This window comes from Acididesulfobacillus acetoxydans (assembly GCF_902729405.1).
GTDB classification, from domain to species: Bacteria; Bacillota; Desulfitobacteriia; order Desulfitobacteriales; family Desulfitobacteriaceae; genus Acididesulfobacillus; species Acididesulfobacillus acetoxydans.
Genome location: NZ_LR746496.1, coordinates 1956621 through 1973307 on the forward strand (window position 1 = coordinate 1956621; position 16687 = coordinate 1973307).

The following is a 16687-nucleotide window of genomic DNA, read 5'->3' on the forward strand; positions in this document are numbered from 1 at the left end:
AATTTACCTCCCTATTGTTTTCTCCAATTGAGCAAACCGTAGACGACACAAAGGATGGCACTGGCAATGGTTAATAAATAGGCCGCGATCACTCCGCTGTCCGTTAGTCCCAACATGCTAAGACCCCCTTTCTGATATTTCTGATGGTTGTGAATAGGAGTTTCGAGCCTCATTCTATCAGAAGTTGATCCAGTGTAAAGAGCCTGCTGATCTATTACAGAGGGGAAGGACGTGAACGTGTACTGTTCAGAGACGGCTTTTGACAGTTGCCCTGTTGGGACCGTGCGGCTCAACCCGGATTTCTGACCTTTGACCGGGTCAAAAGAACCTTTGGCAGGAAGTCCATAAAATCTTATTATGGGGCCCGCGGTCTGGGTGGGATGACTCTTATGGGAGCAAGGCCTTGTGGCGACGGAATGGCAGCCGGAGCGGGATGTAAGCTGACTCCTATGGGAGCAGGGGTACTTGCCGCATTTTGGTATAGTGACGAGCGAACCGGATTTAAAAAAGTGCACTAAATCTGGCATAATTGACGTGTCGCATTTTATCGAGACATAGATAGAAAAACATGAAAACATACAAATACCCAACCGTTTAGGACGGTATTTGGACCGTTGGATAGCTCTATTTGGCTGTTCGTGGCGATACTAACCTTAATATCGAAGTTTTCTGATAACATACGAATACACGATAAACCTTAAACTATTGCATTAAGAAATTGGAGGGCAAGAGAATGACATTGACAAGCCCTGACCGGCGGACGCTCATGGCCGGAAACACCGCAATCGCCCGGGGGGCTTATGAGGCCGGCGTCTATTTTGCCTCAGGCTACCCCGGAACACCCAGTACGGAAATTTTAGAAAATATTGCTCACTATCCTGAGATTCGTTCCCAGTGGGCGGCCAACGAAAAAGTCGCTTTTGATGAGGCGATGGGTGTCGCTCTCTCAGGGAAAAGGGCCCTGTGTTCCATGAAATATGTGGGACTCAACGTGGCCTCCGATTCCTTTATGGTTTTTCCTTTCGCCGGCACAATCGGAGGATTTGTGGTCATCTCCGCCGACGACCCCGGCATGTACAGTTCCCAGAATGAGCAGGATAACCGCTATCTGGCCCGAATGGCCCAGGTTCCCATGATCGAGCCCAGTGATCCCCAGGAGGCTAAGGATTACGTTAAACTGGCTTACGAACTGAGCGAAATGTTTTCGACACCGGTTCTTTATCGTACTTCGATGCGGGTATCCCACAGCAAGGGAATCGTGGCTCTGGGTGAACGTGGGGAATACACCGGCGAACGCCGTTTTGTCAAAGACGTGCCCAATTGGGTCGTGCCGATTTTTGCCAAGTCCCTGAGGGCTAAGTTGGATGCCAAAATGGAGCGGTTGACTGCGTTTGCCGAGAGTTATCCGTTCAACCGGGTTGAGGAGGGCAAAAGCGGGATCGGGATCATCACCAGCGGAGCTTCTTACACATACGCCAAAGAGGTTTTTCCGGAGGCGTCTTTCCTCAAGCTGGCCCTTACCAACCCATTGCCCAGGCAAAAAATCAGTGACTTCTGCGCCCGGCATGAAGTGGTCTATGTGATCGAGGAATTGGAGCCTTTCCTGGAAGAACAGATCCGGGCTTGGGGCCTCACTAACATCGTCGGCAAAGATCGCCTGCCCCGCAGCGGCGAGTACAACCCGGATGTTTTGGCTCAAGCCTTGCTCGGAGAAAAAGCGGTTGAGGACTTTACGAGCGAGTTTGACCTGATCAGCCGACCGCCTCAATTGTGTCCCGGTTGTCCCCACAGGGGAGCTTATTTAGCCTTGAAAAAAGCAGGTGTTCTGGTGACCGGGGATATCGGTTGTTATACCTTGGGGGCCCTCCCCCCTCTGGGAGCGATGCACACTTCTTTTTGCATGGGCGCCTCGATCGGGCATGCCTTTGGATTTGAATTGGGAGGAATGGATAAAGTCGTGGCAGTCATGGGCGATTCCACCTTCATTCATGGCGGAATCCCTTCTCTCATCGATGTCGTCTATAACGGGGGAAATACGACCACCGTCATTTTGGACAACCGGACGACAGGGATGACCGGACATCAGGAGCACCCGGCCACAGGCATGACCCTGCAGGGTAAGGAGGCGCCCCGTTTGGATCTGGTGGCTTTGATCCGGGCGATCGGAGTGAAGCATGTTCAGGTCGCGGATCCGTTCCGGCAAAAGGAAATGTTCCAAGCGCTGCAAGAGGCCCTTCAGCATGAGGGACCCTCGGTGATTTTGACCAATCGGCCTTGTATTTTTGCCCGGGGCGAAAAGGACAGGGCCAAGACCCCTTACGTGATCCGGGAAGACAAATGCACCCAATGCGGAGCCTGTCAGCGCTTGGGCTGTCCGGGAGTATTGCCGGGCGAGCAGCCCCGGATCGATGAAGTCGCTTGCACCGGATGTTCTTTATGTGCCCAGGCCTGTAAGTTCGATGCCATTGTTTTAAAGGGGGTTGTGTAATGCCTGTCACAAATGTTCTTCTCTGTGGAGTCGGGGGGCAAGGAGTGCTCTTGGCCAGCGAAGTCTTGGCGCTGGTGGCCGCGGAAGAAAAGGCGGAAGTGAAACAAACGGAAGTCCACGGCGTGGCTCAACGGGGTGGCAGCGTGGTCAGCCACTTGCGCTTCGGGGAAGGAGTATATTCTCCCATCGTGCGTACGGGAGAAGCAGACATTCTCCTCGCTTTTGAACGATTAGAAGCGGTTCGTTATGGATATTACGTTAAGCCGGGAGGCTTAATCCTAATCAACGATGTGGAAATCATGCCGGGACAAATCGGGGAGTACAAGCCCTATCCCGCAGGGATCATGGAGTTCCTGAGCGGGAAGGGTCTGAGGCTTCAGCTCATTCCCGCTGCTGCCGAAGCCAAAGCCCTGGGGAATGTTCGCGTCAGCAGTCTGATTCTTCTCGGAGTGCTCTCGCAGCATCTTGATCTCTCTCCCAGAGCCTGGGAAACCGTGATCAGAAGGCGGATTCCGGAGCGGCTGTTGGAGGTGAATCTCAAGGCCTTTGAGGCAGGGGTGGAGCTGGGCCGGAGTCAGGTCGAGGCGGCGGCTTCCGGGGGTTGAGGGAAAAGCCCCGGCTGGCCGTCATGGGGCGTTAGGCTGAAGGCAAGATGAAACGAGAGGCGAGGTGAAGGTGACGCTAATTTGAGACAAGGCAAGGTCGAATTAAGGCGCGGTTAAGGGAGAGAAAGTAGGTTTGAAGCGGGCTTGAGGCAGAGGGGAAGTCTGTTTGAAGTGGGTCTGAGGCTTGGGTTGGGCGCATTGGCTCAGTGAGCAAGGGGCAAGTCGTATTGTTTCCGGTTCGGAATCCGGGGATGGGGATAGGACCCGGTGTTCCCGTTGGCATGATTGAGGAGGGGTTAGAATGGAAGCCACGAAAAACGCGGCGGCAGAAGAAAAAAAATGTCTGATTTGGGACCGGGAGCACGAAGCGATGCCCCGGCCGCAGCTGGCGGAACTGCAGCTGAAACGGCTGCGGGAGACGGTGGAACGTTGCTACGAGCGGGTGCCTTTCTACAAAGAGAAGATGGATGCTTTGGGGGTACTTCCGGGGGACATTAGGACTCTTCAAGATGTGAGCAAACTCCCGTTTACCACTAAGTATGACTTGCGCGAAAACTATCCGTATCAAATGTTTGCGGAACCGATGAAAAAGATCGTTCGTCTCCACGCGTCGAGCGGAACCACGGGGAAACCGGTGGTAGCCGGATATACGGCTAAGGACCTGGACACCTGGGCCGAACTGATAGCCAGGGTGTTAACTTCTGGCGGAGTGACTGATGAGGATATTGTGCATAATGCCTACGGTTACGGACTCTTTACCGGGGGGATGGGTTTCCACTACGGTGCGGAGCGGGTCGGAGCCACGATCGTCCCGGTCTCGGGCGGACTGACCAAGAGGCAGGTCATGCTTTGGCGGGATTTCGGAGCCACTGTTCTTACGTCCACACCTTCTTATTCCCTGGTTTTAGCGGAACAGGCGGCGGAAATGGGCCTGGAGGCGGCCCGGGACCTCAATTTGCGCGTCGGTTTCTTTGGCGCCGAGCCTTGGACTTTGGAGATGAAAGAGGAGATTGAGCAAAAATTAAATATCGAGGCCTTTGATACCTACGGTTTGACCGAACTCATCGGCCCGGGCGTCTCTTCCGAATGTCCCTATCACAATGGCTTGCACATTAACGAAGATCACTTCTTGGTAGAAACGATTGACCCGGATTCGGGAGAGGTCCTTCCACCCGGTCAGCCGGGGGAAATGGTCCTGACCTCTTTGACCAAAGAAGCTTTTCCGGTTCTGCGCTTTCGCACCCGCGATCGCACAATTATCTTGCAGCAGCCCTGCGCCTGCGGCCGCACCACGGCGCGCATGCGCAGGGTTACCGGGCGGACGGACGACATGCTGATCATCAGAGGTGTGAACGTTTTTCCTTCCCAAATCGAAAGTGTTATTCTTTCCATTCCCGGTTTGGAGCCGCAATATGTGATTGTGGTGGATCGGGGAAGCACACACATGGATGACTTTGAAGTGCTGGTGGAGTGCACGGAGGAATTGTTGAAGCAAGAAGAAGCCGCTTTGTCGGCGGTTCAGGAACGGTTGGGGCGGGAACTCTATCAGGCTTTGGGCATCAACGCCCGCAGCAAGGTTGTGAAGCCGAAAACCCTGCAGCGCAGTGAAGGCAAAGCCAAGCGTGTGGTTGACATGCGGGACTTAAATCATTGAAACGGGAGGTGAAATAACAATGGCTATGACGATGACAGAGAAGATCTTGGCAGCCCATGCCGGGTTGTCTGAGGTGCATCCGGGTCAAATCATCAATGCCAAAGTGGATTTGGTTTTGGCCAACGAACTCTCGGCGGTTGTGGCAATTGAGGAATTTGGCAAAATCAAAGGTGCCGTGAAAGTATTCGATCCCCGGAAAGTTGTCATTGTACCCGACCATTTTACCCCGAACAAAGACATTCAGTCGGCTCAGGTGGCCAAGAAGGTACGTGAATTCGCCCTCGCGCAGCGGACGTTGTATTTCGAAGTCGGCCGGACGGGCATAGAGCATGTACTGCTGCCGGAGCAGGGGTTGGTCCGGCCCGGGATGTTGGTCATCGGGGGAGATTCCCACACCTGTACCTATGGTGGGGTCGGCGCTTTCGCGACCGGGGTCGGGTCGACGGATGTGGCCGTAGCCTGGGCTTTGGGAGAAGTGTGGCTCAAAGTGCCTCCCACTATCCGCTTGGAATTCCGGGGAAAAAAGCGGCCCTGGGTGTCGGGCAAGGACCTGATTCTTTACGCCGTGGGGCGTCTGGGGGTGGACGGAGCGACTTACAGCGCGCTGGAGTTTACGGGTGAAGGCATTGCGGAACTAAACGTAGCAGAGAGATTGACGATGGCCAATATGGCTGTCGAAGCGGGCGCGAAGAACGGCATTTTTGCCGTCGACGCCAAGACGGAAAGTTATGTGCGCACTGCCACGGAACGGCCCTACACGATTTATCAAAGCGATGCGGAGGCAGAGTATGCGGAAACGATTGTTTTCGACCTGGCGGATATCGAACCCCAGGTGGCCTTTCCGCACCTGCCTTCCAATAACAAGCCGGTGGCTCAGGCAGGCGATCTTCCGATCGATCAAGTGGTCATCGGTTCCTGCACCAACGGGCGGATTGAGGATCTGCGGGTGGCGGCGGCACTCCTGAAGGGCAAAAAGGTCCATCCTCGGGTCCGTTGTATCGTGATTCCGGGGACACAGAAGGTCTACCTGCAAGCTCTGCAAGAAGGGTTGCTGGAAACCTTTATTCAAGCGGATTGTGTGGTTTCGACCCCCACCTGCGGCCCCTGCCTGGGCGGGCATATGGGAATCTTGGCCGAAGGTGAGCGCTGCGTCTCTACGACTAACCGCAACTTTGTGGGTCGCATGGGGCACGTGCAAAGCGAGGTTTACTTGGCAGGCCCTGCGGTAGCCGCGGCGTCGGCGCTCTCAGGCCAAATCAGCGGACCGCAGGAACTTTGACGGGAAGGCAGAACCCCGCTTTGAGGAACAAAGAGCATGACTCAGGGGAAAAGAGCATGGTTGAAGAGGGAAAGAGCATGACTCGGGGGGAAAGAGCATGGCTGAAGGGGGAAAGAGCATGATTGAAGGAAACGTGTGGAAGTTCGGCCGTGACATTGACACCGATCTGATCATAGCCGGACGTTACTGCAACATTTCAGACCCCGATGAACTGGCTAAACATGTCTTTGAAGACTTTGATCCAACCTTTGCCGGCCGTTTCGTGCCGGGGGACGTAATCGTGGCGGGTGCTAATTTTGGCTGTGGCTCTTCCCGCGAGGTGGCTCCGCTTTGTCTGAAAGCCGCCGGAGTGGCGGCAGTTGTGGCTCCTTTCTTTGCCCGCATTTTTTACCGTAATGCCATCAATATCGGGTTGCCGATTTTCGAGCTTCCGGACGCAGCCCGCTGTTTTGGGCAGGGGCAGGGTATCAGGATCAATCCGGATACGGGAACGGTTGTAAATCTGAGTGACGGAACATCCTTACAAGCGGTGGCTTTTCCGGAATTTATGCAAAAGATTATCGGGGCCGGCGGCTTACTCCAATATGCCGGGGAACGTTTGAGGGGGCAGGGAAATGACAGGTAGGCAGGCGAGAAACTACAAGATCGGGGTCATCCCGGGAGACGGTGTGGGTCCCGAGGTTATCGCAGAGGGTCTCAAAGTCTTGGAAGATGTCTCCCGTAAGGATGGATTCACTTATGAATTGACCTATTATCCTTATTCGGCCCAGCATTATCTGGATACGGGGGAAACCATGCCTAAAGCCATTCTGGAGGAATACCGGACTCTGGATGCCATCTATCTGGGCGCTTTGGGAGATCCGCGCCTAGAGCCGGGTTTTATCGAGAAACCGGTAATCATGGGCTTGCGTTTCGGGCTTGATTTGTATATCAACCTGCGCCCCATTAAGCTCTATGCGGAACAGTTCTGTCCGCTTAAAGGCAAAACGCCGGCAGATGTGGACCTAGTGGTAGTGCGCGAAAACACGGAGGATGCCTATACCGGCATCGGCGGGATTTTTAAAGAGGGGACAGCGGACGAGGTGGCCATAGCGGAAATGGTCTTTACCCGCAAAGGAGCGGAAAGGGCCATCCGTTACGCCTTCGATCTGGCGAGGCGGCGCAACAAGAAGAAGAAGGTCACCATGGTCGATAAGGCTAACGCCATCCGGCCCATGGATCTGTGGACCCGTACTTTTGCCGAAGTCGGGGAGGAGTACCCGGATATTGAGAAGGAACACGCCTATATTGACGCGGCCTGCATGTGGATGGTGAAGAATCCGGAATGGTTCGATGTCGTCGTCACCAGCAACCTCTTCGGGGACATCATCACAGATATTGGGGCTATGATTCAAGGAGGGTTGGGTGTGGCGGCCTCCGGAAACATTCACCCCGGACAAATCTCTATGTTTGAGCCTATCCATGGCTCAGCGCCCAAATACGCGGGTAAAGGGGTGGTAAATCCGATGGCGGCCATCGCGGCCGCCGGGATGCTTCTGGATTATGTGGGTGAACGCGGGTCAGCCGCCCGGATCGAAAGTGCGTTGCAGGCCGCTCTTACCTCGGGCAAGATTCAGTCGCTGGGGGCGGATTCGGGACTTTCCACCAGCCGGGTGGGAGAGCTGGTGCGGGAAGCTTTAGGTTGATCCACGCTGCTGGGGGTCAGGTCGAGATAGATAGATGCAGGATGGTAGTTGGTGTTCTCAAAGGTGGCAGCAAGGGGAAGAGGAGCTAAGGGACCGGCTCCGAGGCTGGAGCTAAGGGACCGGCTCGAAGGCTGGAGTTAAGCGGCCGGCCCGACGACGGGAGTTAGGCAACCGGTTCTAAGGCGGGAGTTAGGCAACCGACCTGACAAGGGGGGCTGAGCAACAGCTTGAGAGGCTGAAGCTGAGCACCGAACATATCTGAAGGTTGGTAATCGACTGAAGAGTCGGGTGATTCAGCCCGATTTGGGCAGTCAGAGGCTTAGCCCGGCTTAAGAGCTCAAGGATTAGCCAAATATGAGGAGGTAGAAAATTATGCTGCGAGAACCCATTGAACAACTGCTGCACGGTCCCCTGGATTTTACGGGGGGAATTAAATTCCCTGATCCCAAGGAATTGCGTATCTATGATTCCACCCTGCGCGACGGCGAACAGATGCCGGGGGTCGCTTACACTCCGGAGCAAAAGGTAGAGATTATCAAAATGCTCAGTGAGATCGGCGTACACATTGTTGATGTGGGCTTTCCCGGGGTATCGGCCTCCGAACAAAAAGCCCTGCGGCTCATCATGGAAGCCAAACGCCGGGGTGAGCTGCGGCCGGACCTGGAAATTGTGGTGATGTGCCGCTGTAATCACAAAGATATCGACGCGACTCTGGAGGTTTTGCAGGGGATCAATATCTCACCCGAAGAGGTTACTTTCTTTATTTTTACTTCGGCTTCGGATTTGCATACCAAATATAAAATCGGCAAAACCCTGTTGCACCGGGAAGGGATCTCTGACGAAAAGTGGCTGGAAACACCGGTTGCCTGGTACAGGGAGGCCAATATCCGAATGATGGAAGAGGCGATCGCTTATGCCCGCTCGAAGGGCGTCAAATCCATTGAGTTCGGCGGTGAAGACGGCTCCCGGGCGGATGTGGACTACGTGGCGGAACTCCACCGCCGTGGTATGGTGGCCGGCGGGACGCGCCCGTCTTTTCCCGACACGGTGGGGACCCTTTCGCCGGAGGCGACGGAGTATTATATCTCGCGCTTGGTGCAGGCGGTGCCTGAAGTGCCTCTTTTGGTGCATTTTCACAACGATTTTGGTTTAGGCAGTTACAACACTGTTACAGCCATCAAAAACGGGGCGAAAGCTTTCTGCACGACCGTAGCGGGTTATGGCGAACGGGCGGGGAATGCCCCCTTGCATGAAGTGGTGGTGACGCTCAAGATTCTCTACGGCATTGATATCCCCGGCTTTAAGTACCATCTCCTTAACGACCTGTATCGTTTGGTGGAAAGCTATTCGGGCATCCCCATCCAGGCCCATGCGCCTATTATCGGCCCTCAGGTTTTCACCCACGAGAGCGGGATTCACACCGCCGGGGTTTTGGTAGACCGGCGGATTTACGAAGCCATTCCCTCCGAACTGGTGGGGCAGACCCAACGCTTCGTCTACGGCAAGCACTCGGGGAGCCAGATTATTGAGTTCGCTCTCAAGCGTATGAAAAAGGAGTTGGACGAGGCGGGAGTGCTGCTCGATCCGGAGCTCGTGCAGCGGGTGACGGTGGAGATGAAACGCCTGCGCGAGGAGAAGGCCTCTACCAATTTGCTGCAAAAACTCATTCACATTTACCATAAGACTTTGAACTCCATCGGACTGACGGATCAGGACCTGTTGCAGACCGCAGTCCGGCTGGGGAAAGCAGGGCAGAGCAAAGGAGCCTAGCCAAGGGAGCGTCTCCCTATGGGTGACAGTGTTTGTCGGAGGGAGGATTTTACTATGGGCATTCGTACAATAGGAATTGTCGGGGCGGGAGCCATGGGAACCGGCATCGCCAATGTGGCCGCTATGGCCGGCTATGATGTGGTCATCCGGGATATTGAGAGGAGCTATGTGGACAGGTCGCTAAAGACCATGGACAAATTTATGGCCCGGTCGGTGGAAAAGGGCAAAATGAGCGCTGCCGAGCGCCAGGCTGCTCTGGCGCGGGTGCGGGGAACAACCGAACTTGAGGATCTGGCGGCGGCCGACTTTGTCATAGAAGCGGTTCTGGAGAATATGGACCTGAAAAAAGAGGTTTTTCAGGCTCTGGATCGGCTTTGCCGTCCGGAGGTGATTTTGTCCACCAATACGTCCTCCATGTCCATTACGGCTATCGCAGCCGTGACCCAACGCCCGGATAAAGTCTGCGGCTTGCACTTCTTTAACCCGGCCCAAATCATGCGTTTGGTTGAGGTGATTCGGGGAATGCAGACTTCGGATGAGACAATCGTCAAGGCGCGGGACTTGGCCGAAGCCCTCGGCAAGACGGCCATCGAAGTAAAAAAGGATTCACCGGGCTTTGTCGTCAACCGCATTATGATTCCTCAGTTTATCGAAGCGGCCCGCCTCCTGCAAGAAGGGGTGGCTTCGGTGGAGGACATCGATACGGCGGTGAAGCTTGGCTTAAATTATCCCATGGGTCCTTTTGAATTGATGGATTTTACCGGGGTGGATATCAGTTATCACGTCATGGAGTATTTTGCCGATGAGTTTCGCAATAACCAATACGCGGCACCGCAAATCATTAAGCAGATGGTCAGGGCCAACAAACTGGGTAAAAAAACGGGCGGCGGCTTTTACCAAGGGTAAAAACCAGAAGTTAGAAGACAGTCGAACGCTATGCCGGTCACTCGCGCCATCAATGGCGCAAGTGACCGCGCAAGCATCTCAGAGCGCCAGGCTCGAACGCCGACTTTCGGTTCGGGGGCACGGACCACGGACGGAGGGCACCTGAAGGGCGAAACCGACAGAGAAAGGAGGAGAAGTCTGACATGAATCTCGCCGAGATATTGGAAAGAAATACGCTCAGGATTCCGCAAAATAGCGCGGTGATCTCAGAAGACGTTCACTGGAGTTGGAAGGAGTTTAATACCCTTGTCAATCGCATGGGCAACGCTCTGCAGGGTCTCGGCGTCAGGAAAGGAGATCGGGTGGGTATCTATTTGCCCAACTCGCCGGAATACTTGGTGGTTTATTTCGCCATCGCTAAAATCGGGGCTATCGCCGTAGCTTTTAACATCATGTACAAAGGAGCGGAGATAACCTATATTATTAACAACTCCGAAGCCACGGCTCTAGTCTGTTTAGACGGGGAGCCTCTGCGAAATGTCGTGGGTGTGGTCGGGGAGTTACCCACCCTGAAACACCTCATTGTTGTTCCCGCGCGGGCTGCGTCCGGCTCCAATTCCACAGCTGTCTTCTCGGCCGCTTTCCCGGTTCTTTCCTATGATAAGCTTCTCGGTGCGGGTGAACCGGTCCTGGCGGCTGTTGACTGCGCAGCGGATGACGTGGTGACTATACTCTATACCTCCGGAACGACCGGGCAGCCCAAAGGGGCTATGCTCACTCACCGCAACTTTTCCGACAACGCCAAGCTCAACGCGTTCTACACACTGCACATTAACGATCAAGATCGGTTTTTGACAGGAACACCCTTCTGCCACATCTTTTTTGTCCTTACGGTCTTGGGTCCGATCTACAAAGGAGCGGCCGTAATCACGATGCCCAGGTTTTTTCCGGATAAAGCTTTGGAACTGATTTCCCGCTTCCGCGTCACGCACTTTGCCGGTGTCCCCACGATGTACATTTACATGCTGCAAACGTATGCGGCCCATCCTGAACTTTACGATTTGCAATCATGGCGTTTTGCCCAGGCAGCGGGTGCGGCTATGCCTGCCGAGTACATCGAGCGGATCGAGCAGACGTTTCAGGTGGGATTCTGTGAGTGTTACGGTTCGACGGAGACCAGTTCGACCTGCACCTATGGGCGGCTGGGTCATGGCAAGGCCGGGTCGATCGGTCCGGCGGCGGAAGATTGGGAAGTGCAGGTTGTGGACGGCGGTAACCGGGAAGTGGCGTGCGGGGATGTCGGAGAGATCGTGGTCAAGGGGCCGGGAGTTTTTAGGGGGTACTGGAAAATGCCGGCGGCGACACGGGAAGCCTTTACGGACGGGTGGTTTCACACCGGGGATCTCGGACGCAGGGATGAGGACGGCTACTTTTACATCGTGGACCGCAAGAAAGACATGCTTATCTGTGGCGGGTATAATGTCTATCCGCGCGAGGTGGAAGAAGTCCTCTACAGCCATCCCGCCGTCCTGGAGGCGGCGGTTGTCGGGCTCCCGGATCCGGTCAAGGGAGAAATCCCCAAAGCGTTTATTTCGTTACGACCCGGGCAGCAGACGACGGCGGAGGAAATTATCACCTATTGCCGATCAAAAATGGCAGCCTACAAAGTGCCGCGCCTGGTCGAGCTCCTGCCCGAGCTGCCCAAAAATATGAGCGGCAAGATTTTGAAGCGTTCACTCAAGGCGACTTCTCAGTCCGACGCAGAGACGGGCTGAATTCGCGGGACGGCACAGTCTGCAGGTCAGGTGTCCCTCTGGCGGATGCCAGAGCGTGAATCTTTCAGATCAGAGAGAGTCCAGGTCTGAGCTTGCTTCAGAGTCTTTTCTCGACCAGTCCCCAGGAAGTCCGGCTGACCGGGCGCCTGATTTCGTAGCCGTTCTTGCTCTGATAAAAGTAGTATAAGTGTTGGCGGCGTTCGTAATCACGGGGGGCTAAGCCGGCGATGATCCGGTTGGCGCTGTGCGTTTGGCGCAGGACGGTTTCCAGGTTTTTAAGGCAGACGGAAGCGATGCCGTGGTTTTTGATTTCCCCCATGTCGATGTCTTCCAGCTCGCATAATTTCCGTTCATCATCAAGGCGGATGAGAAAATTATCGTAGACTTTGCCGTTGAAAAATATCAGAGTCCGGATGAGCCGAGGATTACCTTCTCTCTGGAAAACGAAAAGCTGATAACAGTCGGTGAATACTTTTACAACATGGGTGTCTTTGGGGGGAGAGGCTAGGACTTTGTCCACGAAGAAAAAGAAAATCTCTTTATCCTGGTGCTGATTAAGCTGGCTAACGAGGAATGCGATTGCCTGCCGGGCGTTTTCATGGCCCTGCTCAAGCGCGGTTATTTTTTGCTCAAGGAAAAGCGTGATTGGATTCACCCTGTGTTGCACCCCGATCGCTGAATTTGCTTCGAATGGCGTCGAGCGGCTGTGGCTGCCGTAAGGCGCACTCAAATTATACCATATCCGTCTCGGTCAATGCACGGCCATCGGGCAAGGTGTAAGAGCCCGCCCAGGTGCAAAACCCGGGGCGTCTGAAAAAAAGGAACCGGGTTTCATCAAGGTATGATAACGAAGGAGGGAATGCGGTGTTCTTGCCGGAATTTGAGTATTTGGCGCCAGAAACGTTGGCCGAGGCTCTGGCTTTGTTAGCGAGATACGGGGAGAGAGCCAAGATTTTGGCGGGGGGAACGGATTTGTTGGTCATAATGAAAGACAGATTGCTTAAGCCCGAGGTGCTGGTCGATATCTCCCGCCTGCAAGAGCTTCAAGGGATCCGCCGTCTTCCCGGAGAGGGCATGGTCATCGGCGCGGCTGCCAAGGTTGACGAAGTTCAGCAAACAGCCGCTATCCGCGCCCAATGGCGGGCGTTGGCCGAAGCAACTGACGAATTGGGCTCCGTACAGGTGCGCGGTATGGCGACATTGGGGGGGAACAGCTGCCACGCATCGCCGGCGGCGGAAACTCCGCCGGCCTTGGTGGCTCTGGGTGCGAAAGTGACTTTGGCTGGCTCTGCCGGTGAACGGGAGATTCTTCTGGAGCATTTTATTCTGGGGAACCGGAAGACGGCTTTGCGGGAGGGAGAAATACTGGTCCGCTTTTTCCTGCCGGAACCGCTTTCCCGCGGGGCCAGTGTCTACCTTTGTCAGGGTATTAGGGGAGCGATGGAAATTGACCTGTTAAACGCGGCGGTTTATTTGGTATTAGAGCCGGACCTCGAGACTTGTGCCCAGGCGCGTATTGTCCTGGGTGCGGTTGCTCCGGCACCCTTTAGAGCGGAAAAAGCGGAAATGTATCTGACCGGCGGCAAGCTGGGGGATAAGATGATCAAAGAAACTGCGCGCCTGGCGGCGGCCCAGGCAAGCCCGATCACCGACATTCGGGCTTCCGCGGAGTACCGGCGGCAGGTTGTGGAGGTTCTGGTGCGCCGGGCAGTCACCAAAGCTTACGAGCGGGTGCGAGCCGGGAAGGAGGTTGGAGCGGAATGAAGAAGTTGATTACGCTCAACATTAACGGGCAGGAGTTTGACCTGGCGGTGAGCCCGCGTGACCTTTTGGTCGATGTCATTCGCAGGAAAGTCGGGCTGACAGGGACCAAGAAAGGGTGCGGGCAGGGAGATTGCGGTGCCTGTACCGTATTGATGGACGGCCGTCCCATCCTCTCCTGTCTGACTTTGGCGGTGGCTTGCCAGGGAAGGAGAATCCAAACGATTGAAGGTTTAAGCGAAGGAGACAAGCTGCATCCAATCCAGGAAAGTTTTGTCGAGCATGGAGCGGTGCAATGCGGCTTTTGCACTCCAGGTATGATCTTATCGGCCAAGGCGTTGCTCGACCGCAATCCCCACCCCAGTGAGGAAGAAATAAAGCTGGGAATTGCCGGAAACCTCTGCCGCTGTACGGGTTATAAAAAGATTGTCGAGTCAATCGCCGGGGCGGCGGAAAAAATGGCTGAGGGGGAGGGGTGAATTCATGAAGGACTTAACGGTGGTAGGAAAAAGTTTGCCTCGGGTTGACGCTCCGGCCAAGGTGAGAGGGGAGGCCCTTTATAGCGATGACCTGGTTTTGCCGCACATGGCCTTCGGCAAGATCAAACGCAGCCCCCACGCTCACGCCCTCATTACGAGCATTCATTATGAGCGGGCTTTGGCGCTTCCGGGTGTATTGGCCGTAATCACCGGTGAAGACGCTCCTACGGCCTATGGTATCGTCCCCCAGGCTCCGACCGAGTATGCTTTGGCCGTGGATAAAGTGCGCTATGCGGGTGAGGGTGTGGCGGCGGTGGCGGCGGTGGATGAAGAGACCGCGGAGGAGGCTCTGGAACGGATCGAGGTGGAATACGAGGTACTGCCCGCAGTGTTTGATCCTCTGGAAGCAATGGAGCGCCCGGATGTGGTCATCCATGCCAAGGCGAAAAATAATGTGATGTACGAGGGGAAGCAGGAATTTGGCGATGTGGACAAGGCCATGGCGGCATCGGACTTTGTCTTAGAACGCCGTTTTAAAACGTCTTACGTCAACCACGCTTTTCTTGAGCCCCACTCTGCTCTGGCCCATTTTGACGCCAATGGTTTCTTAACCGTATATTCCTCTACGCAAATTCCCCATTACCTGCACCGAACCTTATCCTTAGTACTGGCTCTGCCGATGAATCGAATTCGCGTCTCCGTGCCGGCGGTGGGAGGCGGGTTCGGGGGTAAAGGCGAGGTAGCTTCTTCCGAACTCTGTGCGGCTCTCTTGGCGCGGAAGACCGGCCGGCCGGTCAAAGTCACCTATGAGCGGAGCGAGGTCTTTGCCCAGCACAAAGGGCGCCATCCCTGTGTGATGGAGATGAAGATCGGGGTGAGCCGGGAGGGAATTATTCAGGCCGTAGATTTTGACAATATTCTGGATGGAGGGGCTTATGGCGGTTGGGGTATCATAGTACTTTTCTATACGGCCGCTATGATTCATCTGCCTTACAAAGTGCCTAATGCCCGCTTTCACGGGCGGCGTGTTTACACCAACAAACCGACCACCGGCGCGATGCGCGGGTTGGGTGGGGTGCAGCCGCGCTTTGCCATGGAAAGCATGCTGGAGGATATTGCCAAAGAACTGGGGATGAGCCCGTACGACTTGCGTCTGAGAAATGCTGTGGAATCGGGTTATACGACCCGGAGCAATGTTTATGTACCCCAGGCCGAGTTCAAGAAATGTCTTGAGACGGCGGCCGAGCGTTCGGGTTACTTGGAGAAACAGGGGAAACTGCCTCCGGGCCGTGGGATCGGGATGGCCGGGGGGTACTATATTTCCGGCACAGCCTATACCCTTTATATGTCTTACAAGCCTCATTCCTCCGCCTTAATCCGGGTCGATACGGAAGGGGGGATCACCCTCTACACGGGGGCGACCGATATCGGCCAGGGTTCCAACACGGTGCTGCCCATGATCGCAGCCGAGGAGTTAGGCGTAGAGGCCTCTGAGGTTCACATCATTTCCGGAGATACACAACTTACGCCCTTTGATTTAGGTTCTTTTGCCAGCCGGGTGACCTATGGAGCCGGGCAAGCGGTACGCTCGGCCGCTCAGGCTATTAACCGCAAACTATATGAAGTAGCTGCGGTCGAGTTGGGAGTCCGCGCGGATCAGCTCATCAGCCGGGAGGGCAGGATTTTTTCACGCTATGAGCCCGTGCGGACCCTTGATTTCACGGCAGCCGTAGCCAAGTACATCGATGCCCGGGGACCGCTCAGCGCCATGGGTCATTACAGCCCGCCCCGCAAGGGGATGAAGGGAGTGCAGGGGGCGAACATCGGACAATCCCCCACTTTCGGCTTCTCGGCTCAGGTGACCGAGGTTGAGGTGGATCTGGAAACAGGCCAAGTGAAAGTGCTGAAGGTGACCGAAGCCGGGGACTGCGGCCAGCCGATCAACCCGATGAGTGTCGAGGGTCAGGTGGAAGGCTCGATCGTCATGGGTATGGGGCAGGCCTTGTTTGAGGAGATTAAGGTAGGTTCCGACGGGCGTCTGCTCAATCCTTCCTTACATGATTACAAGATTCCCACGGCAATCGATATTCCGGAGATCGACTCCACGATTGTCGAAAGTTACGATCCGAGCGCTCCTTTCGGGGCTAAAGAATCCGGTGAAGGTCCCATTCAACCGGTGATCCCAGCCATCGCTAATGCCATTTGCGATGCCATCGGGGTCCGTTTCCTGGAACTGCCCATCACGGCGGAAAAGATCCTGCAGGCTCTAAAAGACAAAAACAGTGGGAAATCTGTCTCACTCTGAA

At 55.2% G+C, this 16687-nt stretch carries 14 protein-coding genes; 12 read left to right on the plus strand and 2 right to left on the minus strand.

Going from position 1 to position 16687, the window contains the following annotated elements; translation table 11 throughout:
* Positions 1-11: 11 nt before the first annotated feature.
* The gene (locus MNU25_RS20290; RefSeq protein WP_338077731.1) at positions 12-116 is read right to left on the minus strand and encodes a symporter small accessory protein; all 105 of its coding nucleotides are present in this window, start codon (positions 114-116) and stop codon (positions 12-14) included.
* 617 nt (positions 117-733) lie between these two features.
* Between MNU25_RS20290 and iorA the strand changes: the two genes are divergently transcribed.
* The 9 genes from iorA to MNU25_RS08655 all read left to right on the plus strand — a co-directional run bounded on the left by iorA (position 734) and on the right by MNU25_RS08655 (position 12141).
* Positions 734-2488: an indolepyruvate ferredoxin oxidoreductase subunit alpha gene (gene iorA, locus MNU25_RS08615; RefSeq protein ID WP_240984695.1), complete on the plus strand. Its 1755-nt coding sequence runs from the start codon at positions 734-736 to the stop codon at positions 2486-2488.
* The gene (locus MNU25_RS08620) at positions 2488-3093 is read left to right on the plus strand and encodes an indolepyruvate oxidoreductase subunit beta (RefSeq protein ID WP_240984696.1); all 606 of its coding nucleotides are present in this window, start codon (positions 2488-2490) and stop codon (positions 3091-3093) included. Before iorA ends, MNU25_RS08620 begins: the two co-directional genes overlap by 1 nt.
* A gap of 301 nt (positions 3094-3394) precedes the next feature.
* Positions 3395-4747, plus strand: coding sequence for a phenylacetate--CoA ligase family protein (locus MNU25_RS08625; protein WP_240984697.1), 1353 nt, complete (start codon positions 3395-3397; stop codon positions 4745-4747).
* A 19-nt stretch (positions 4748-4766) separates the two neighbouring features.
* Positions 4767-6026: a 3-isopropylmalate dehydratase large subunit gene (gene leuC / locus MNU25_RS08630; RefSeq protein ID WP_240984698.1), complete on the plus strand. Its 1260-nt coding sequence runs from the start codon at positions 4767-4769 to the stop codon at positions 6024-6026.
* A 97-nt stretch (positions 6027-6123) separates the two neighbouring features.
* Entirely contained in the window at positions 6124-6651 is a 528-nt protein-coding gene (locus MNU25_RS08635; protein WP_240984699.1) for a LeuD/DmdB family oxidoreductase small subunit, read from the plus strand.
* Positions 6641-7711, plus strand: coding sequence for a 3-isopropylmalate dehydrogenase (locus MNU25_RS08640; protein WP_240984700.1), 1071 nt, complete (start codon positions 6641-6643; stop codon positions 7709-7711). The genes MNU25_RS08635 and MNU25_RS08640 overlap by 11 nt, the downstream gene beginning before the upstream one ends.
* Before the next feature lie 372 nt (positions 7712-8083).
* Positions 8084-9481 carry a LeuA family protein gene (locus MNU25_RS08645; RefSeq protein WP_240984701.1) on the plus strand — a complete coding sequence of 466 codons (1398 nt, stop codon included), beginning with the start codon at positions 8084-8086 and terminating at the stop codon, positions 9479-9481.
* A gap of 54 nt (positions 9482-9535) precedes the next feature.
* Positions 9536-10387 (plus strand): 3-hydroxyacyl-CoA dehydrogenase family protein, encoded by an 852-nt coding sequence (locus tag MNU25_RS08650; RefSeq protein ID WP_240984702.1) that lies wholly within the window; start codon positions 9536-9538, stop codon positions 10385-10387.
* Between the two features lie 182 nt (positions 10388-10569).
* Positions 10570-12141: a class I adenylate-forming enzyme family protein gene (locus MNU25_RS08655; protein WP_240984703.1), complete on the plus strand. Its 1572-nt coding sequence runs from the start codon at positions 10570-10572 to the stop codon at positions 12139-12141.
* A 97-nt stretch (positions 12142-12238) separates the two neighbouring features.
* Here MNU25_RS08655 and MNU25_RS08660 read toward each other — a convergent pair whose 3' ends face one another.
* Positions 12239-12796 carry a hypothetical protein gene (locus tag MNU25_RS08660; RefSeq protein WP_240984704.1) on the minus strand — a complete coding sequence of 186 codons (558 nt, stop codon included), beginning with the start codon at positions 12794-12796 and terminating at the stop codon, positions 12239-12241.
* A 209-nt stretch (positions 12797-13005) separates the two neighbouring features.
* On the opposite strand from MNU25_RS08660, the gene MNU25_RS08665 reads away from it, so the two are divergent.
* The 3 genes from MNU25_RS08665 to MNU25_RS08675 are packed head-to-tail and all read left to right on the plus strand — an operon-like array spanning position 13006 to position 16686.
* Positions 13006-13905 carry an FAD binding domain-containing protein gene (locus tag MNU25_RS08665; protein ID WP_240984705.1) on the plus strand — a complete coding sequence of 300 codons (900 nt, stop codon included), beginning with the start codon at positions 13006-13008 and terminating at the stop codon, positions 13903-13905.
* Complete coding sequence (locus MNU25_RS08670; RefSeq protein WP_240984706.1) at positions 13902-14381, plus strand: (2Fe-2S)-binding protein; 480 nt, start codon at positions 13902-13904, stop codon at positions 14379-14381. The genes MNU25_RS08665 and MNU25_RS08670 overlap by 4 nt, the downstream gene beginning before the upstream one ends.
* A 4-nt stretch (positions 14382-14385) precedes the next feature.
* The gene (locus tag MNU25_RS08675; RefSeq protein ID WP_240984707.1) at positions 14386-16686 is read left to right on the plus strand and encodes a xanthine dehydrogenase family protein molybdopterin-binding subunit; all 2301 of its coding nucleotides are present in this window, start codon (positions 14386-14388) and stop codon (positions 16684-16686) included.
* Position 16687 lies beyond the last annotated feature (1 nt).